Source organism: Flavobacterium sp. P3_A6 (genome assembly GCF_056403035.1).
The window spans coordinates 106,024-126,834 of sequence record NZ_JBFUGG010000015.1 but is presented as its reverse complement, the minus strand read 5'-3'; the positions used below and the strand labels follow the sequence as shown (position 1 = coordinate 126,834).

Here is a 20,811-nt window from a genome sequence, read left to right as displayed (position 1 = left end):
ATAACATTCTATTATTTTTATTCAAATTACAATTAGCTACAGTTTATTAATATATTCAATAATGAAGCCATACCTGTATGGCTTCATTATTGAATATATTAATCATTAATTTTCGTCTTGTTTTACAGGCAAAACAAGTCAAATACTGATTTTTTTATTCGGTGGAAAAACCGAAATAGTCTCCCCTAATTATCAAATTCAGTACAAGCTTCCGAAGAAATAATATGTGCTGATGGATAGTATCGGGTAACTTCCGTATAATAGGATTCATTTGTATATACCATGATATAATTTATAACTTGATACTTTTGAAGGCATTAACGCAAAGGAGTTATCCTATACAATCCGGCACAATGTTGCAGCAATTCACGCTCAAAGCTCCCATCAAAAGTTCCGAGATCTTTGTGATTCCACAAATCGCGCACTTTTGCTTTGCCTTTTATATTAATAGCTTCAAAGTTTACTTTTACATTGGCCTTGTCGGGGAAATTTAATGTTCCTTTATCAACCAAAACTCCAAAATTCACTGAGCCTATTTCTGTTGTTACGTAGCCGGTCGCTGTAAAAGAATCATATCCTTCGGGCAATTGATAAACAATCACAGACTCTGCATGAGCACCAATTCCATCTCGTGTTTCATCATTYATAATAATTGGGTTATTGTCGCAGGTACGATTGACATTCGCTTCTCCCCAGCCCGAAGTTGCTCCCAGCCATTTGAGGCTGGTCAGTTTTAAATCGCCTTTAGCACCGTGAAGTGCTGGATCGACCCAAACGATATGATCCCAATCATTAGTATTTCCGCCATCTTTCACAAAGAGAACAAGTTTTTTACCATCTTTTACCGATACTTCTATCTTTTGCGAACTTCCTTTGCCAGCAATTATTGGACTTACATAATCGGCATTGTTTAAATCAAGATTTTCTCCCTTGGTTTGCGCGTTGAAAAGGGCTACATACTTGTCTTTACTATTAGGCACATCGGCCGTCCACACGATCAGATTCTTTTCGCGCGACACCTGACGGTTATTTATGCTGTGCTGGTTTACTTTGAGCATTTCGGGATTGGTGAGCATTTCCTTGGTAAAATCGTCGAGCTTGGTCATATTTCCACCAAAAATAAGCGGCGAACGACCAATAGCCCAAAGGCTCATCAGCGTATATTGTTCGTTTTTGGTGAAATTGGTTGGGCGTTTGAATTCAACAATTCCAATAGGCAGCATATCGGCATCAGGAAAATGTCCGGGTCCACGAAAAGGGGTCCACACATCCATTCGCTCAAACATACCCTGCAACAATCCCCAGCGATCCCAAAAATCGTCGGTGATACGCCACATATTGGCATGATTCATAACATGCTCGCCCATTTTAACCGGTGTTGCTCCCGGCGACAAACTTAACAGAATAGGCCGCCTGGTTTTGTCGATTGCTTTGCGAAGAGCTTCAATTTCTGCCTTTTGCACATCATCGTAAGGACGTGAAATATCGTCACACTTAATAAAATCCACTCCCCAGTCGGCATACAGCTGCACAATGGAATTATAGTAAGCCTGACCTTCAGGGCTATTGGCATTAACGCCGTACATATCAGGATTCCATCCACAGGTAGAACTTTTAATGGCAATATCCTGAGCTTTTACGTTTGTCCCGAGTACCAATGTATTTTTTTCGACAGCCTGACGGGGAATTCCGCGCATAATGTGAATTCCGAATTTCAGTCCTTTGGAGTGCACATAGTCTGCAAGATGCTTGAAACCTTTTCCATCTGCGGCCGAAGGAAATTTTTTCAGACCGGGAGTTAAGCGGCCATATTCATCCATGGTAAGTGTCGCCTTCGGGTCGTAAGCATGTCCTTTTGATTCAGGCTCATACCATTGAATATCCACTGTGAGATATTTGTATCCGCTTGGTAAAAGGTATTTTGCCATCGCATCTGCCTGTTCTTTTATTTGCTGTTCGGTAACGGTTGTTCCAAAACAATCCCAACTGTTCCATCCAAGAGGCGGTGTGGAAGCCCATTTATGATATTTTTGGGCTGTTTGTGCATTTATAATGCTAAAGACAACTGCCAAAACCAAAGTGAGTTTATATTTCATTTTTATTTTAATTAGATTAAAAAACAAACAGTGTAGTTTCTAATTTTTAGTTTTTAATTTTTCGGCGTTAGGAATGCAACAAATCCACCTCTTCTAAGCATCTTTATTTCAATTGAGGTTGAATTGTTTACTACCATATATTGCACTTTAAAATCCTTATCATGATTGCCGTCAGCTATTAATGTAAGTTTATAGTTTAAATTTTCCGGTAGAAAATCGAATTTCAATGTTTTCGTTTTTTCAATATTCTCCCCATTGATTCCTCCTATGTACCATTTATCATCTTTCTGTCTCGCCATAATAACGTCAAGACCCGGGTAACCATCGAGCAATTTGGAATTATTCCAAGCGTTTGGAACATCTTTCAGGAAAGTCTTTGCAGCATCGGGCAAAGCATAATAACCTTCGGGGCGGTCTGCCAAATGCTGTAATCCTGATTCGAACACTACACTTAAAGCAAGTTCATGCCCATACGAAGTGATATGCGGATTTTGTGAATTAGTAAAAGTAACAGGCGTATAATCCATGGAGCCAACCACGTTGCGGGTAAATGGCAACGTAGCATTGTGGGCAGGAGCTGAAGCGGTAAACTCCGGACCGTTGTTGTACCATTCTGCACCGCGGACCCCTTCATAAGTCATCAGGTGCGGATAAGTCCTTGCCCATCCGCGGGGAACCAGACAGCCATGAAAGTAAACCATCATATTGAACTGTGCTGCATCATCCAAAATATCCAGATAATATTTAATCATATCTTGCTTTTCACTTTCGAAGAAATCAACCTTAACCCCCACAATTCCCAATTTTTGCAATTTGGTAAATTCTTGAACCCTGCTTTCGTGTGTAAGCATACGGTCTTTAGGAGTTGCCGTTACCCATGTATGATCACCTCCCGAATTGTACCAAATTAGCGGTTTTATTCCCTTGGAAGTTATGTATTTAACAGCATCTTCAAGGTTTCCGCCATTACCCATGGCATCCCACTCCCAATCGAGCAGCGTATAAGGCCAGTCCATTGCAGCGGCAAGGTCTGCGAATTCGCAAACCTTTTTGTAATCTTTAGTTCCATGGTTATCCGACCAGTAGTTCCATGAGACTTTTCCGGGTTGAATCCAGTCGGTACTGGTCAGTTTGGAAGGTGTTGAAACATCGTCGACAAGAGTTGATTCGACAATACTGGCAAGACTACCCATGATAACTACCCTCCATGGTGATTTCCAGGGAAGCGAGATAGAGGGTTGGGATTCTCCTTTTTCTCTTCCGTTCCATTTATCAGGAAAGGTGAGCTTGTATTGTGTTTTATCTGTGTAATTTGTGAGTTTTGTACCGCAATATGTGCGATTTACATCTGCTTCATGTATCAAATACCAGCATGATTTATCAGGAGTATTAAACAAAGCCGGATAACCCCAGTCTTTTTGATCATTACCGTCTTTTTTTGTACTATACAAACCTTCATTGGCAGTGTTGAATCTTTCAAGCCAGCGTTTTGTACTATCAAGAACGGTATAGGCGGTTAATTCGTCTTTGATTACAAAAGTTCCTTCTTTCTCCGGAAATTCATATCGAAATGCCGTTCCGTCATTGTACGCTCTAATAATGATATTAATTTTAGCTTTTGACGGATTTTCAAATGAAACCATCACTTCATTAGCCGAATTGCTACATTGGCTGCGTTTTCCATGTTTGACAGTGTATTTCTCGTTTATTGAAACAGGTTTTCCGGCTTTGAGGAATTTCAATTCATTTGAAAAATCCTGATCGCTGCGTGAAAGTCCTAAATTGATAAATGGGATAACTTCAGAAGCTTTGCCATTATCTGCATAATTTACCTGAAGATGCCATCTCCCAATAGTCTTGTTTTGTTCGCAAAACAGTTTAATATTGATTTTATTATTAGGAGACCAAACAGAAACAGTCTGACTATTTCCCTTTGCTGAAATCAACAGTATTATCCCTAAAACTAAAAATAGTTTCACAAATGAATTTACTTTATACTTTACACTATTCATTTTTTTTTACAGTTTATATAATTATTATATTTTTCATTTCATCTAATCCGTTTATCTCCAAGTACCATTTAAGTTCATACAACTTTTGCAAATAATACAGATACTACGAGTTTTACAGTTTTAGAAACTTATTTTACCTCTATAAACTCCGGTTCATAAGGCTTAATGATAAAATTTCCCGTGTAATCTTTATCCAAAAGAAGGCTTCGTGATTTTGTTTTCATCTGTATTTCTTTGGCTTCTCCACTCACATTCAGATACAAATAATGGTTTTTATTTATCTGCCTTGCCATTACGCCATTAGGCACTTCGGGACCTTTTTTAATACCAAGCTCCTTTATGAGATCATCAAGCAGAAGATTGAGCACATTACCATTAGCCGAAAGGCCTACATAAATTGCCTGTCCTTTGCCATACTTGTTTTTGGTCATTATAGGATAATCCTTGTCCAGACTGGTTATACTTCCGATAACCTGGGCTCCTTTTGGCTCGATAATATCAAACTTTTCAGATTCTAGATCAGTAGTCTTCCCATTGTAAGTAAACTCCATTTTTTTGCCTTTATAGGATTTTCTGGAAATCTCATTCAACATTTCGGTCTCTTCAAAACTTCCTACACGAATGCCAAATACATCGCTTAGCATGCCCGGACGAGTGCTGGAAAATACTTTGCCAGTTTCATCAACAATAGCCGAATTGCTTGTCATGATAACCGTTCCTCCATTTTTTATAAATTCCCTGATCTTAACAGCGGTTTTTTCGTCCATCACGGCTACTCCTGGTACAAAAAGTAACTTATAATTCAGGGCACTTTTGCTTATCTCTACAACGCGGGCATCCATGTTGCGGTAATAAAACAGGTCAAAGCAAGCCTTAAGCTGATCCTCTTGTTTTTCGGGAAAAGCATCGCCTGCCATCTGGCTTGGAAACGAGAATGCCATACCTATTTCTGCCTGAGATTTATAAGGGAAAAATTTCTCAATCTTTTTAAATTCTGTTGCGATTTTTTTGTACTCTTCATATTTACGGTTCGGGATTCCGTCCCAGTCAATCATCCCTTCCAGATACTGTTCTTCTCCGGCGTGCATGCTTTGCCAGGTCCATCCACAAACCATCTGATTGCCGTACATCAAACTGGCATAAGCCGATTTACGAATTGAATTTGGTACGGCTGTCATAGTAGTAAACTCACTGCACCAAAAAGGATTTGTACTTTCAAACTGAATACGAGAGATTCCAAATAATGAATTTATAACTCCCCAGTTAGTCACTAATGTGTTGCCCGGATAAAAACCTTCGCCCTGGCGGGTCATTTTACCGGAATAAGCAATATCCGAATAGTCAAAATAGCGCATTGAACTATAATACCATGCATTTGTATTGGTTAAAACACCCGGTGCATTCTGGTTTACTTTATCAAGAATTTTAAATAAGAGCTGATTTATTTCATCAGAAATAAAACGTCTGAAATCCAATAGTTTTTCAGGTGCGCCGTTTTTAGATCCTGTTACAGGCAATCCAACTTCATCAAATTGATTAATCCGTCTTGACCAACGCTGGGTAGCCCAAGCATTGTTTAAATTATCAACTGTAGAATATTTCTTTGTCAACCATATTACGAATCTTTTTCTTACTGTTTCTGAATAGGATATTGGCCCATCGCCAGATTCATTATCAATGCCAAAAGCCAGTAGTGCAGGATGTTTTGCATAATGTTTGCTCAATGTATCGGTAAAACGTAAAGCATATTTTTGAAACATTGGATCACCAGGGTCGTCCATATAGCGATGGTTGGGATATTGTGCAATGCCGCCCGGATTTGTAACATCAATAGAAGGATACTTATGATGCAGCCATATAGGCACAGGCCTAATAGCGATGTCCAAAATCACTTTAATACCAGCCTGATTCATCTGGTCCATAACAGTATCAAACCATCCAAAATCAAATTTCCCCTCGGACGGTTCGTAGCTATCCCAGGCCAAATGTCCCATGCGGACTACACTTAGCCCTGCAGCTTTCATTAGCTGAATATCTTTCTTTATTTTTTCAGGATTCTTATCATCATGCGGATGATAATTTGCCCCAACATACAAATTCTGAGCACTTCCGGAAATTCTAAAAAAGCATGAAAGTATCGCTAAGTAGAAAAGATTAATTTTATTCATTTTTATTTTTTTTTATAATGAAACCTCATATAAATTACTTTTTATATTTAATTCTATTTTGACTTCCTGTCATCTTCTAATGTAAAGTTTCCAAACGTAATATTTAATACTCATTTAGTATAGTTGCATACACTCCGTACGACTCATTAGTTACTTTGTAAAAAGGCAGAAGCGTATATTCTTTTCCATTATTTTTCAATGCGAATGACATAGAATTCTCTCGTTTAGAGATATTTTTCAAAATATCTGCCTCATTTCCTTTTAATATTGTTTCTTCATTAACTTGAAATGCTAATAAAACCGGCCCATAAAACAGTGCAACCACATTTGGATTATCAGGCATTTTTTTTAAATTAAAATGATAATTAAAACGTATTTCTATCTTATCCCCGTTTTTCCATTTTCTGTCAATTATAAAATAAGACATCGGAGTTACATTAGCTGTAATTGGTTCTCCGTTTACCAAAACCTGAGTTTGTTCGTCAGCCCAGGATGGGATAAATAATTTCAATGCAAATGGCGTAGTTTTATTAGCCGTTATGTTAAATTTCACAATAGAATCATCCGGAAAATTGGACGACTGTGACAAAGTAATTCCTTTAGATTTCCATTTTACAGTAGAAGGAACATACAAATTTACCCAAAGGTTATCATTGTTCTGAAAATAAATATTAGCATTTAATTCCGTAAACGCTTCAATAGTTGTTCCGTTACAACAAAAAAACTCACTGGGACTGGCAAAGCCCTTCTTATTCGGAGAACCCAATGGCAAAGAATAAACATTCCATCCGGTTTCGGCATTTTGTAGTGCAAAAACGGAATTATAAAGCGTATTCATATATACATCGACATATTCGGGTTGGGCAGTCCAACGAAACAATGTGCTTGTGATTTTTTGAGTGTTATGTGAAACGCATGATTCAGATGTTTTGTCAGTAAGAGTTGTACTTAAACAATCTGGTTTTCCCCAATGTTCTGAAGTTTGAGCAGTGGGAGTTGCAGCAATAGGCCTTGGACCACTACTGGAACCATTCACATAACAATGATGATGTTCCAGCATATCCCAAAAATGGGAAACAACATCACGATAATAGCTGTCTCCTGTATTTTCATACCGTTTGGCAAACCCGATTATCAAAGGCAAATGAGTATTAGAATGCAATCCTGACAAAATATCTTTCCCCTCATACAATGGCTGGCTGAACCATTTACGGTCAAAAAGACAAGCCAATCTGTAATGAGTTGAATCTTTGGAAATTTCAAATAAATTCTGTAATACATCATTCATCCCACCCACTTCATTTGCGGGGTTTGCCTGAGGAGTATATAGCATTTTTTCAATAGTTTCAGGCGAAAGTTTATCCATACGCTCTTTTACATAAGCAGCCATATTAACAACTATTGCATAGGCTTTTTTATTTCCTGTAAGCCTATAAACATCGAGCATTCCCTGCATCATTTTATGATAGGTATAGTATGGGGCCCAAACGCCACTAAATTGTGTTTCCAATGTAGTAAAATCTTTTTCGGGGAATGCGCTCAGGTATTTCCCGCCAAGTTTTTGCTGACACTCTTCAAGCACATCAACCATATATTTCACCCGTTTTTGAAGCAAAGTATCGCCCTTTTTTTCAATCAAAGAAGCACAAGCCGACAAATAATGACCCACAAAATGCCCACGCAATCCCACATTAGGCGATTCCCAGCCTTCAAGCGGTTTCGCTTTCGATTCAATTCCGGCATTTATCCTAAAATTGTGCAGCAGCCTATCTGTATCAAACTGATAAATATACTTTGTATTGACAGTTTCCCGCTGCTTTATCCATGACTCGGACAAAACAACATCTTCATTTAAAAATGCAATGGGCTGCTTCGCCTTGTCAAGGAATGATTGTCCTAAAACCGTCTGACAAACAAACAGAAACAACCCAATACATTTTATTTTATTTTTCATATTGAAAATTGAATATTAGTAAAAAACTGTACATCATCATTGAAACTATAACTGTGAATATGAAAGCATTTATTTCAAGATTAATTTGAAAACTACTGCAATATTATTTGGAACAATCTTAGGTTTTTGGATCACTAGTGAATCCGGATATTGCTTCCATGAAATCTTTTCTTTACTGCCAAGCACTTTGATACTCTTAATCGTGGCATTGTCTTTCTTTTTGCCAAGAAGCTTTAGAGAAACATTAGCAGCAGGAACGCCCAATACCGTAGCATATAGTACATTTCCTTTCTGATTGTAGCGAATATCTTTGGCTGATAGTTTAACTTTTCCTTYGTTAAATTCCAAGGCATTAACAGGTTTCGCAACCTCGGAATTAACAGCGTTCGCAGCCTCGGTAGCAGGCCCTTCACCGTACTGTTTCCAGGGGCGGGTGTCGAAGATGCTCTCTTTGTTGATATCCATCCAGGCAGCAATATTTTCGAGGATTGCAACTTCCTTATCATCAATGGTTCCATCGCCCTTAACCGGGATATTAAGCAATAGGTTACCATTTTTGCTCACGATATCCACCAGCATATGAACTACAGTTGTGGCTGATTTGTACCAGTTATGTTCATAGACTGACGTACTGTAGTGCCAGTCGCCAATACAGGTACAGGTTTGCCAGGCCAGGGGTTGTATCTTATCCGGCCCACCTCGCTCCACATCCCATACCATACATTTTTTTTGTTCAGGTATTAGCTTTTTACCAAACATAACCGCCTCCAGTTTACCCTTGTGGGTTGCCATATTATGATTGTAATAATGTGCCGCGATTTTTAATCCTGCATCACTTACAGGATAAAGCGGTAGTACGCTATCATCAAAATAGAGTAGATCGGGATTAAACTGATTGATTAAATCAACTGTACGGTTATAAAATTTTTCACAATATTTCTGTGAAGGGATGGCGCCCAAGCTATGGTCTTGTGCATAAAGTTCCTGCGGATCAAGCCCCTCCCACCAGGTTCCTTTGCCGTCGGCCTTTGTGAGCTTACCATCATAAGGAACTCCAGCCAGTGGTCCTGTTTTATCTGAACGCTGCGATGTTTCCATCCAGGTCCATGTACGCGAGGCATGTACACTCAAACCAAACGGAAGACCATATTTTTTCGCTGCTTTGGCCCATCCGCCTACAATGTCTTTCTTAGGTCCAACGCGTAATGTATTCCATTCCTGATATTTGCTATTCCACATATCCAGATTGTCATGATGGTTCGCCATAGCAAAAAAATACTGAGCCCCTGCTCTTTTGTAAAGAGCCACCAACTTTTCCGGATCCCAATTTTGGGCTTTCCAGTCGTTAATCACTTCTTTAAACCCAGCTTTGGAAGGATGACCGTAATGAGCAACATGCCACTTGTAATAGTTGGGGTTTTCTTCATACAAACCACGTGCGTACCAGTCCCCTTGCTCTGCTTGACATTGCGGTCCCCAGTGTGCCCAGATGCCAAATTTGGCGTTACTAAACCATTCGGGACTTTTATATTCCTGCAACGATTCCCAGGTCAGCTTAAACTTTCCGGCAGCAACCGGTTCATTGCCTTCTCCTACCGGCGATGGAAATTTTTCCTGAGCCTTTAGGAAACATGAGAATAACATAAAAACTGCTATGGAGAAACTAACTTTCATTAAAGTTTTTAAGTTCATAATAATATTATTATTTTGCTTTTACTAAACGGATATTTGTTAATAACTCCGCCTATATTTATTTCATCAGATTATATTTAAATTTTTAAACTGACTTATCCCTCTTCCGAAGCACAAAAGCTTATTTGTAAACTCGAAAAGGTGAATCAAAAAAATTGTTATTAACCTAAATTTAAGGGTTAGTTACTTCCGGAAATGCCGAAAATGCATGAAAGTATCTATCGCTAAGCACAAAAGATTAATTTATCATTTTTATTTTTAACTGCCTGTCATCTTCTAATCCAAAGTTTCCAAACGTAATATCGTTAATGAATTCCCGGGAAATGAACGTGTAATAGTCGTTCCTGAAAATTTCACATTTTCTGTTTTTGGGGAAACTTTAGTGGGCTGTTCCATTGTATTTTCATCCAACGGACTGGCAGATGTAAGCACAATAGCTTTTCCTTTTCCGGTAAGCTTTTCGGCTCCGGACAAATTAATTTCTGTTTTTACAGTGCCGGGTGCCGCATTGACAACTTTAAGGATAATATCTCCCGAAAGTTCATCATTAGCTGCACTTACACAAATGCTGCTGGTTTTTAGATTTGGAGTTGATATTTCCTGAATAAGTTTACCATCAAGGTAGCCTTTAATTGCGCCTCCTTTAACTTCAACTTTAATATCATACCATCGGTCTGCTTCTATACTTCCGGGGATGATTTGTTTGCTGAATCCATTGTCCAACGTAAACCCGGTATTTCTATTACAGCCGATTTCCCATCGCATCTGATCTTCTTTATTCTGATTCCTGAAATAAATCTGGATACCATTCTCTCCGGAAATTTTACGCCCTTTGAAGGTAACTGTATAATCGGTCCATGATTTGTCGCCGAAAAAAACTGAAGCATTAGTCGTTGTTGCTGACTGACGAAGTACGCCGTCTTTTAACGCCCACTCCCCTGCTGTTTTTTGCCAGTCATCAATGTTTTTTGTAAAATCCGTTTGAAGCATAACACGTCCATCAGGTGCAAGTACTTTTACATCCTTAAACTCTGCCGAATTGTTTGAAGTACCAAATCCAAGGCCTCCTTTGTCATAAAATGCAAGGAGCGGTACTCCTGTTACTTTTACAGGCAGGGAGATGGTACCCTGATTTTGGGCAAACAACTGTTGAACATAATAGCTTGGCAGGCCATACCAGCGTTGGCTATCAAAATTAATCAGGTTAATAGGCCATGCTATATGATTCACATTACAGAACAGAGGCGCATAAGCACTCATGGTAACCACGTCTGAGTTTCGTTCCAGACCCGTCATCCAGGCAGCCTCACCAATAGCTCCACGCAGGTTGCCTTTGCCTGTTTTACTTGTTACAGCATATTCGCCGATGAATATTTTCGGAGCTTTTCTGTCGTAATTGTTGTACTTGTCAGCGTTCAGGATAAACCACTCAGGATTATCATAATAATGTTCATCAACCAAGTCAGGCATGGGGTCTTTAGGATATGGTCCCCAACTGTTGGCGACAAGTGTAATATCAGGATATTTTGCGCGGATGGCGTCAGCAATAAGCTTCCATCGCTCGGCATATAGGTCGCCTCCATTTTCGTTTCCTATCTCAATATATTTCATATTGAACGGTTTAGGATGGCCATTTTTAGCACGAATGCTTCCCCAAACTGAAGTCTCTGACCCATTTGCATATTCTATTGCATCGAACGCATCCTGTACCCATTGTCCCATTTGATCCATGGGTACAAAATCTCTATGCGACATTCCGACATTTATACAGAACAAAGGCTCAGCACCAAGATCTTCTGCCAGCTGCAGATATTCGTGATAACCTAAACCCTGAGTAGCATTGTAGCCCCAGTAATTCCATGAGGAGGTACGTGTATCGATGTTTCCAATTGTTTTTTTCCAGTTGTGCATTTGTTTGAAATTATCTCCCTCTACCCAGCAGCAGCCTGGAAACCTGAAAACCTTAGTCCGCATAGCATTAAGGGCTTCTGCCAGATCTCTCCGGAGTCCATGGCCCTTCCACGTTTGATCAGGCATGAGCGAAATCATATCCATATGTAAGCGGCCATTACCTTTCGCGCTTATCTCAATATGGGCTTTAGGGTCGCTGCCTGCCGCCGTTAAATTAACTGTATAGTGTTTCCATCCCTCATCAAAATCTTTCACCTCGGCATTGGCCAGCTCGATACCGGCAGCACTTACAATACTAACCTTGAGCGGTGCATTGAAGCCTTCGACACTGCGTGCTGCTAATTTGAAGGTGTATGAATTGCCTTTAACGATATTCATTCCCCAGAAACCATAGTTTTCAAGCTTAAATTCTCCTTTGGCCTCAATAGAAAGATATTTCCGATTGAATACGTTTAATCCTCCAACTGGGGGATACAGCGCATCTACATTAATAACCGAAGCCTTGCTGGTATCATTCTGTGTTATAAATTTCCAGTTTTGAAGGGTGTCAGAATCCTCAAACGAACGATTCCTTATAAGCTCTGGGTAAAGACCACCATCGGTTGAATGGTTAATGTCTTCGAAAAAGCTTCCGAATAATGTTGATGGAATATGATGTCCCGGTGTGTTGACTTCGACAGTAATTTTAGCCTTATCTGCTTTGTTCGTCTGAGCGTTCAGAACAGTACTCAATCCGCAAAGCAGTAAGCCTGCAATAAGCTGTTTATTTATGTCTTTTTTCATTCGTTTCTTAATTTTTTTCATTTATAGTTAACTGTAACATAGGCGGCGGTTACTAACCCCACCAGATTATTGGCAGTTCTCAGTTCGTCTGGCCTTATCTGACTCTTTACAGCTGTGTCGCTTGTGGAACTGCCTGTTGAAATAATATTTTTAAAACTCTTTTTATCGGATAATATAATTTATTACTACTACAAATTTCAAGTTGGTATTATGAGTTATTATTATTTTTACAGAGTATAATTCATTGGATAAAAGAATCAGGTATGCACAAAACACGGTCTCAAACTACTGTCTTGTCTATTACCAATCTGTCCAATGCTAAAATAAAATCTGTCAATATTTTACTAACTATTTTTTTACTTGCTGGTTCATCATATATACAATCACCCATTTATTTGTCCATTTTATAAATCCGATCCATCAATTGCCATTTTTGGTCGGCGGTTACCTCAACAGAGCTGTCCTGAAATTGCGACATATGTGCTTCCCATTCACTTTGATGTGGCTTTAATGCTAATTCTGTCATTGCCTTGTCGTGATCAAAATCTGTTGTGGTATCCATAATCATGAAAAGTTTTGTTCCAAGAAGGTAGATTTCCATATCGGTAATCCCTACTTCTTTCATGCCCTAGGTTATTTCAGGCCATGCAGCCCCTTTGGCGTGTGCTTTTTTATAGGCTTCAATCAATAATTGATCATTACGCAATTCCATGGTTTTGCAGTAACGTTTAAATGAAATTTGCATTTTTTTTATAATTAATTATATAAACAACACCTATTATTTTTATTCAAATTACAATTAACTACAGTTTATTAACATATTCCATAATAAATCCAAAGTGATATGGTTTATTACCGGAACTGGTGTATTTTTCCATTGTTTTGGCACCCCAGGTATCATCACCACCAACTCCATGAATATTCAAATCAATATTCAGGTTAATAAAATCACGTTTCGGAAGCTGGTAATCGTGTCCGGTGTTCTCCAAGTCGTCTTCCGTATATGGCCATGCGCGGAAATTCAGAGGCTGTAAACCTGTTATTTTAAAGGTTTCATTGTTTTGAGCCTGTAAAGAGAACCAGCGAACGTCGCCGCGATTTGCATTGTCTTGCGGCACCGGATACGGAACTGTGAAATTTTCTAATGCTAAATGGTATAAACCAATCAGCGAAGCTGTTTTCCTATCCGGGTAATTTTCATAAGGCCCTCGACCATACCAGTCAATAGTACTATAGTTATTCGGAATACGAACCCTCATACCAAATTTGGGAATCAGTGGAATAGTGTCACCCAAAGGAGTATATGTTGCCTCGACTTGTAATTTTCCTGTGCCATTTAATTGGTAATTCAGCGTATAATTGGCACCAACTTCAGGCAGGTTCATATCAAACTTAACAGCTGCTAAATTGCCTTGTTTAACTATATTAACATTTTTAACAATTCTGTTTTCTGCTGCTTTTTTCCATTTGCCTAATTCTATCGAATAACCGCTTTGCTTTTGATTATCGTTCGGCGTTTTCCAAAAATAGGGCTCAAGGTTGCCTTTCAACAACTCTTTACCATTTGCTCTCCAGCTTACCAATGAACCATTTTTTCGGTCAATGGTAAAGGACATTTTTTCGGCTTTTAGTTCAATTTGCAAAGCTGATTCTGTTACAATTACCTGTTTTTCAACCGGTGATATATTAGTCCAGTTATAGGGTTTGATAATAAACTGCTCACGGGCAATGCAAAAACCCTCTTCTGCCCAAAGGGTTGCAGTCTTGAGCCTAACATAAATATTCAATCCTATTTCTGAGGAAATCGTACCTGCCAATTGTGGCGAAGGAACCATTATATCTGAAGATGTGCCCGGTAAAATGTCATCACAATTAAGTTTGCCTTTTTGTAACGATTTACCATTCGATGTATATTCGTATTCAAAATCAAATTTGTCAAGCGACAGGAAATCAAAATGATTTGTAACCTTAACTGTTATGTCCTTATCATTTAAAAGCTGAAATGCTACTTGTTGATACACTTTCTGAACCTCAAAATAATGAGGGTGTGGCTTTCTGTCGGATGAAATCAAACCTTTCATAGTGAAAGTTCCATCGTTTGGCTTATCGCCAAAATCACCGCCGTAAGCCCAATACTCATCATCTTTCAATTGATAATCATCCGGGTGTTCGGTGAGTTTTAGGGGAGAACCATCCTTTTTCTTTGCCAGACCCTGATCTACCCATTCCCAAATGGCAGCACCGGTAAGGCTTGGATCGGCATAAATTACATCCCAGTATTCCTGAAGATTTCCACCTGAATTACCCATTACATGCGCATATTCACGCATAAATACTGGCCTGTCTTTTATTTTTTCCCCTAACTTTTTCAGATCGTCAGGATGCAGGTAACCTTCATCGTAAATATCTGATACACTACGATCTGTATCAGAATATACCGGTCGGCTTCTATCCAGCTTCTTTACGGTATCCGCCATGGCTACAAAGTTTTGTCCGCTGCCTCCTTCATTTCCTAATGACCAGAAAATAACGCAGGGATGGTTTTTATCCCGCTGTACCAACGCAACGGCTCTTTCTACATGCTGCTTTTTCCACATTGGGTTATCGCCCATTTCCTTATTTCCAAGACCAAAACCGTGGGATTCCTGATTTGCTTCGTCCATTACATAAAAACCGTATTTGTCACAAAGTTCATAAAACAAAGGATCGTCAGGATAATGGCAGGTACGTATCATGTTGATATTTGCCTGTTTCATCAGCTCGAGGTCACGAATCATGATATTACGGCTTACATGCTTACCCGCACGCGGGTGCTGCTCATGGCGGTTCACACCTTTAAGTTTAACACCTTTACCATTGACATAGAGTACATCTCCCCGAATTTCAATTTTACGAACGCCAAAATAACATTCAGCCTTGTCGACAATCTCATTCTTTTTATTTTTGAGTTTTAAAATAAGACGGTATAAATCCGGTGTTTCGGCAGACCATAGCTTGGGATGTTTTATCAATGAATTCAATTCGATTGATACTTGCTTTGATTTTTGAATCACCACAGCTTTCTTGGAAAAAGAAAGATCAACCCATTCCCCTTGTGCAGAAAAACCTGAAACTTCAGCGTCTGCGTACAGCCCTTCATTATTTTGGTTTGAGCGATTATCGATATTCAGGCCAATAGAAATGTTAGCGTTGTCAAACGAATTGTCCGGCACAGCTTTTACAAAAAAATCGCTGATATAGGTTTTGGGACGGGCAATTAAATCAACATCCCTGAAAATACCACTTAATCGCCACATATCCTGATCTTCCAGGTAACTGCCGTCACACCATTTGTAAACTTCAACAGCCAGTTTATTCGCTCCTTTATGGATATATTTTGTTATATCAAATTCGGCCGGGGACATCGAATTTTCGCTATAGCCAACTTTTTGTCCATTTATCCAAATATAAAATGCTGATTGCACGCCTCCAAAATTGATGAATACCTGTTTTTGGTTCCAGCTTTCAGGAATGGTAAAGGTGGTACTATAACTGCCCACCGGATTTCGCTGAAGGAAACTCGTAAAATGTTTTTCAGGTTCGTTGGTAACTTTTGGAAAATCAGGCTTGAACGGATAGACAAAGTTAGTATAGATCGGAGTCCCAAATCCTTGGAGTTCCCAGTTTCCCGGAACCAGAATGTTGTCCCAATTTTTTGTTGAATAATTCTCCGTATAAAAATCAAACGGCCGCGATTGCGGATCAGGCGACCACTTAAATTTCCAGATACCGTTAAGCGACTTAACCATCGAATTATTCATTTTCTCTTCAGACAAGAAACCATACGCATGGGGATTTTCTTTGTTTATGCCATTAATATCAGGGTTTTCCCAATCGGGAAGACTTTGGGCATTAAGAAAATTTATTGAGAAAAACAGGATTCCCAAAAAGAGTTTTTTTATTATACTGATTGATTTATTCATACTTGTTGTATTAGTAATCTTATTCGGTTTTAAGAATAATTTCAGGTTCTTTAAGCGTTTCGGGCACTGTCTTTAATTTAATTATGCCAGCTTATTTATTAGTTTTAACCAGTGTCTATACAATATCCATTAAATGCATGGGCTGGCTAATTTTATCGGGCAATTATAAAAGGTATCGTTTTTTTATACCTGCTGTTTTTTACTGATAAGAAATACGAACCAGCAGAAAATGCATTCACATCCAGGGTATGTACTACTTGTCGGTCACTATTTACAGTAAAAACTTTTAATCTTTGTCCTGCAAGATTATACACTGTTATTTCCGTAGGCTCTGCAATTGCCAAATCAAATTTTACCTGAAGTTTATCGCTTACCGGATTAGGGTAAATCACCACTGTTTCACTAGCTGGCAATTTTTTCACATCATTAACCGATAATTGGGCAGCATTTGCCTTAAGCAAAACTGCGGTAGTTGACAAAGCAGGTACAGTAATCGTAAATGAATTTGAATTAACATTTACAGTATTCTTTTTTAAGGCATTATTAGCATGAGATACAAATGTTTCTGTTGCTGGGAGTGAGGAAAGCTGTAATGTTTCGGAATTTCCATTTTCAGCAGAAAAACCATTAAGGTTTACCGTTACAGTACGTGATGCATTCATATCTTTGTTCACAATCATTACAGTCATCGCGTCTCCAGTTTGGCTAACAGTGGTGTAAGCCGAAACTGTGTCCTCAAGTGAAGAAGTGCTGGAAACACTATAATCTTTAGCGTAGCGGCTAAAAAGATGCAAAGTTTCCCACATACCAACAGACCAGTTCCATGGGCTAAATAATTCAACGCCATTATTGGCAAATGTGCCCAAATGCGAAGCATATATAACAGATTCAAGGCTTGGATTACTGCTTGACATGGTTCCCCATTCGCTTACACCAGTTGTTATGCCGTGGTTTGCACCAAAATGTTCGGTTAACCAGTCGTTGATGCGCTTGAAAATATATTGTTTTTTAGGTGTGTTCTCCCAACCACCTGTAATTGTTTTAATACCGTTTGAACCCGGATAATCATAATTTGTATCATAATAAATTCGGTGTCCCTGCAATGCCGCTGCATCATTATTATTATACGAAGGGTAGTTGTGAATATCTAACACATCGACCAATTTGATGCCGGTTGCTTTATACTCATCGCCAAGGCGTTTTATAAAATACTCAATCCATGGATAATACCTGCCATCGATGTATATACTTTCATTTGACCATTTGTACCATTGCCATTCAGAGGTTGTAACAGGCCCGCAGAGCTTGATACCAGGATATAAAGCTTTCGCTTTCTTTGCTAATTCAATATAACGATCCATAAAAGCAGAAGCCGATAGTAACGTTGGCATAGCCCAATCATGTGTGCCGTTCCATATATCTACCTCGTTGTCCATATTCCAGTATACAAACTGGTCTTTGTTAAGTCCTTTACCTCCGGCTCCAAACCAATCATTTAGAATTCCCACCGAAGAGTCGGCTGGCCATGCCTTACTGAACAAATTAGGATTTCCGTCAACTAGGGCCTTACCACCGCCGTTTGGATCAGGAGTTCCTCCACCAGCCAAATTCTGATTAACACCGGACCAGTATTGTGCCTGATTGTATCCCCAGTCATTGAAGTTATTATTGGTGTTGGATGCAACTCTGCCCAGTAGCTGAAAAGCATACATGCCCTGCATATCAGGAAAGCTGGTATTGATTTTTTGCGCCGAGACACTCCAATCAGTAGCATAAACATTATTATACCAATCGGGATGAACAGTAAGTTTTGCCTGCCAGTTATAGGCTGATGCATTATTACCACCATTCAGACGGGCAAAGCGCAAACCTGCATCTTTATAAAATTGGTCGGGGTGGTCAAAGAAGTCATTTTTTCCATAGATGTTTGGTGATACCTTTTTTTTGTTTACAGCAGTATTTACTGTAATCTGAACAACCTGAGCAAATGTTGCAATACTGGAAAGACAACAAAAACTTACTACAAAAAAACTTTTTTTTAAGAACAAAAATTTCATATCTATACCAAATTTTATTTATTTATCATTATAACTTTTTTTAAGTAGGCAGTTTATTTGTCCATTTTATAAATCTGCTCCATCAATTGCCATTTTTGGTCAGCGGTTGCCTCGGCAGAACTGTCCTGAAATTGCGCCATATGTGCTTCCCATTCACTTTGGCGCGGCTTTAGTGCTAATTCTGTCATTGCCTTGTCGTGATCAAAATCTGCTGTGGTATCCATAATCATGAAAAGCTTTGTTCCAAGAAGGTAGATTTCCATATCGATAATCCCGACCTCTTTCATACCTTGGGTTATTTCAGGCCATGCAGCCCCTTTGGCATGCGCTTTTTTATACGCTTCAATTAATGCTGGATCGTTACGGAGTTCCATGGTTTTGCAGTAACGTTTGAATGAAATTTGCATTTTTTAAATTATTAATCTGTTATTAAATAATAATGATTTTTATTGCTTTAGCCTTTGCTGGCAATAGCTCAATTTGGCTATTATTGTTTTATTTTTAATACTATGGCGATATCGTTCGGGATAACTTTTGGTTTTGTAATTACCAATGAATAGCCCGACTGTTTCCATAAAAGTTTCTCTTTGCTTCCAAGGATTTMAATACTCTTAATTTTACCATTATATCTATTCTTACCAAGCAATTTCAAGCTAATGTTATCTGAAGGCACACCTAAAAGAGTGGCGTAAAGAATTTTCCCTTTTTGATTATAGCGAATGTCATTGGCAGACAACTTTACTTTTCCTTCATTGAAACTTTGGTTGTTAACTGGTTTTACCGCTTCTGAAGCAGGTCCCTCACCATAGAGCTTCCACGGGCGTGTATCAAAAATGCTTTCTTTGTTCACATCCATCCAAGCTGCTATTTTTTCAAGAATTGCAACTTCCTTATCATCGATCGTGCCGTCTCCCTTAACAGGAATATTTAGCAGCAGGTTTCCATTTTTACTGACAATATCAATCAGCATGTGGATTACTGTAGCTGCGGATTTGTATCCATTATTTTCATAAACTGACTTACTGTAGTGCCAGTCGCCAATACAGGTACATGTTTGCCATGGAAGATCCTGGGCTTTATCCGGAGCACCTCTTTCTACATCCCATACCATGCATTTTTTTTGCTCATCGTTCAGCATTTTCCCGAACAGGACAGCCTCCAGCTTGTTATTGTGGGTTGCCATATTATGGTTATAGAAATCAGCCGCAATTTTTAATCCCGCATCGCTTACCGGGTAAAGCGGCAGTACGCTATCATCAAAATAAATCAAATCGGGATTATACTTGTTGATAAGGTCTATGGTACGATTATAGAATTTTTCACAGTAAGCCTGCGAAGGTATTGATGCACCATTGCCCCAATCCCACTGATTCCACAGCGCAAATATATCTTTATCACTTTTTTCGCTCAAAGGATGATTTTGGGCATAAAGCTCCTTCGGATCAAGTCCTTCCCACCATGTTCCTTTACCATCGGCTTTGGTAAGTTTTCCGTCGTACGGAACACCTGCCAGCGCTCCATTTTTATCTGATCGCTGGGATGTCTCAAACCATGTCCATGCATGTGAAGCGTGTACACTAATTCCGAATGGAAGGCCATATTTTTTAGCCGCTTTTGACCAGCCGGTCATAATATCTTTCTTAGGCCCTACACGTACCGAGTTCCATTCCTGGTATTTGCTGTCCCATAAATCCAGATTGTCATGATGATTTGCCATCGCAAAGAAATATTGGGCTCCTGCCCGTTTGTAAAGGGCTACAAGTTTTTCAGGATCCCAATTTTGGGCTTTCCAATCACGAATAACTTCTTTAAATCCAACTTTGGACGGATGCCCGTAATGTTCAACAAACCATTTATATTGGTCTCCCCCTTCATTATACATGAATCTCCCAAACCAGTCTCCCTGTTCGGGCTGGCACTGCGGCCCCCAATGCGCCCATATCCCAAACTTGGCATTACGGAACCATTCCGGAGTTTTATATTGCTGCAGTGATTGCCAAGTCGGCGCAAACTTTCCGGCAGCAACTGGTTCATTACCCTCTCTAATTGGTGATACATAATTTTCCTGAGCCAGCATAGGAAACGAGAGCAGCATACAGGCTGCTATAAATAATTTACATTTCATTTTTTATGTATGTGTGATTTAACAATCTCTTTTATTTTTGTCCGGTATATC

Annotated in this window: 11 protein-coding genes; all 11 read right to left on the bottom strand. The window is 39.1% G+C overall.

Going from position 1 to position 20,811, the window contains the following annotated elements:
- Positions 1–317: 317 nt before the first annotated feature.
- The gene (locus AC1DVP_RS14910) at positions 318–2,096 is read right to left on the bottom strand and encodes an NPCBM/NEW2 domain-containing protein (RefSeq protein ID WP_477184279.1); all 1,779 of its coding nucleotides are present in this window, start codon (positions 2,094–2,096) and stop codon (positions 318–320) included.
- 53 nt (positions 2,097–2,149) lie between these two features.
- Positions 2,150–4,108 (bottom strand): glycoside hydrolase family 97 protein, encoded by a 1,959-nt coding sequence (locus AC1DVP_RS14905; RefSeq protein ID WP_477184278.1) that lies wholly within the window; start codon positions 4,106–4,108, stop codon positions 2,150–2,152.
- Positions 4,109–4,236: 128 nt separating this feature from the next.
- The gene (locus tag AC1DVP_RS14900; protein ID WP_477184277.1) at positions 4,237–6,276 is read right to left on the bottom strand and encodes a beta-galactosidase; all 2,040 of its coding nucleotides are present in this window, start codon (positions 6,274–6,276) and stop codon (positions 4,237–4,239) included.
- A 103-nt stretch (positions 6,277–6,379) separates the two neighbouring features.
- Positions 6,380–8,230 (bottom strand): beta-L-arabinofuranosidase domain-containing protein, encoded by a 1,851-nt coding sequence (locus AC1DVP_RS14895; RefSeq protein ID WP_477184276.1) that lies wholly within the window; start codon positions 8,228–8,230, stop codon positions 6,380–6,382.
- Between the two features lie 69 nt (positions 8,231–8,299).
- Positions 8,300–9,922, bottom strand: a complete 1,623-nt coding sequence (locus AC1DVP_RS14890; RefSeq protein ID WP_477184275.1) for an alpha-L-fucosidase — start codon at positions 9,920–9,922, stop codon at positions 8,300–8,302.
- A 276-nt stretch (positions 9,923–10,198) separates the two neighbouring features.
- Entirely contained in the window at positions 10,199–11,896 is a 1,698-nt protein-coding gene (locus AC1DVP_RS14885; protein ID WP_477184282.1) for an alpha-L-arabinofuranosidase C-terminal domain-containing protein, read from the bottom strand.
- 1,111 nt (positions 11,897–13,007) lie between these two features.
- Positions 13,008–13,241 (bottom strand): L-rhamnose mutarotase, encoded by a 234-nt coding sequence (locus AC1DVP_RS14880; protein WP_477184274.1) that lies wholly within the window; start codon positions 13,239–13,241, stop codon positions 13,008–13,010.
- 178 nt (positions 13,242–13,419) lie between these two features.
- Complete coding sequence (locus tag AC1DVP_RS14875; protein ID WP_477184273.1) at positions 13,420–16,578, bottom strand: glycoside hydrolase family 2 TIM barrel-domain containing protein; 3,159 nt, start codon at positions 16,576–16,578, stop codon at positions 13,420–13,422.
- Between the two features lie 152 nt (positions 16,579–16,730).
- A complete protein-coding gene (locus tag AC1DVP_RS14870; protein ID WP_477184272.1) occupies positions 16,731–18,635 on the bottom strand; it encodes a T9SS type A sorting domain-containing protein in 1,905 nt (634 codons plus the stop codon).
- A 53-nt stretch (positions 18,636–18,688) separates the two neighbouring features.
- Positions 18,689–19,042 carry an L-rhamnose mutarotase gene (locus AC1DVP_RS14865; RefSeq protein ID WP_477184271.1) on the bottom strand — a complete coding sequence of 118 codons (354 nt, stop codon included), beginning with the start codon at positions 19,040–19,042 and terminating at the stop codon, positions 18,689–18,691.
- A gap of 80 nt (positions 19,043–19,122) precedes the next feature.
- Positions 19,123–20,760: an alpha-L-fucosidase gene (locus AC1DVP_RS14860; protein ID WP_477184270.1), complete on the bottom strand. Its 1,638-nt coding sequence runs from the start codon at positions 20,758–20,760 to the stop codon at positions 19,123–19,125.
- Positions 20,761–20,811 lie beyond the last annotated feature (51 nt).

Bases quoted from the DNA above. Each gene is read 5' to 3' on its own strand.
- AC1DVP_RS14905 (WP_477184278.1), bottom strand. From the start codon at position 4,108: ATGAATAGTGTAAAGTATAAAGTAAATTCATTTGTGAAACTATTTTTA.
- AC1DVP_RS14900 (WP_477184277.1), bottom strand. From the start codon at position 6,276: ATGAATAAAATTAATCTTTTCTACTTAGCGATACTTTCATGCTTTTTT.
- AC1DVP_RS14895 (WP_477184276.1), bottom strand. From the start codon at position 8,230: ATGAAAAATAAAATAAAATGTATTGGGTTGTTTCTGTTTGTTTGTCAG.
- AC1DVP_RS14885 (WP_477184282.1), bottom strand. From the start codon at position 11,896: ATGCGGACTAAGGTTTTCAGGTTTCCAGGCTGCTGCTGGGTAGAGGGA.
- AC1DVP_RS14880 (WP_477184274.1), bottom strand. From the start codon at position 13,241: ATGAAAGAAGTAGGGATTACCGATATGGAAATCTACCTTCTTGGAACA.
- AC1DVP_RS14875 (WP_477184273.1), bottom strand. From the start codon at position 16,578: ATGAATAAATCAATCAGTATAATAAAAAAACTCTTTTTGGGAATCCTG.
- AC1DVP_RS14870 (WP_477184272.1), bottom strand. From the start codon at position 18,635: ATGAAATTTTTGTTCTTAAAAAAAAGTTTTTTTGTAGTAAGTTTTTGT.
- AC1DVP_RS14865 (WP_477184271.1), bottom strand. From the start codon at position 19,042: ATGCAAATTTCATTCAAACGTTACTGCAAAACCATGGAACTCCGTAAC.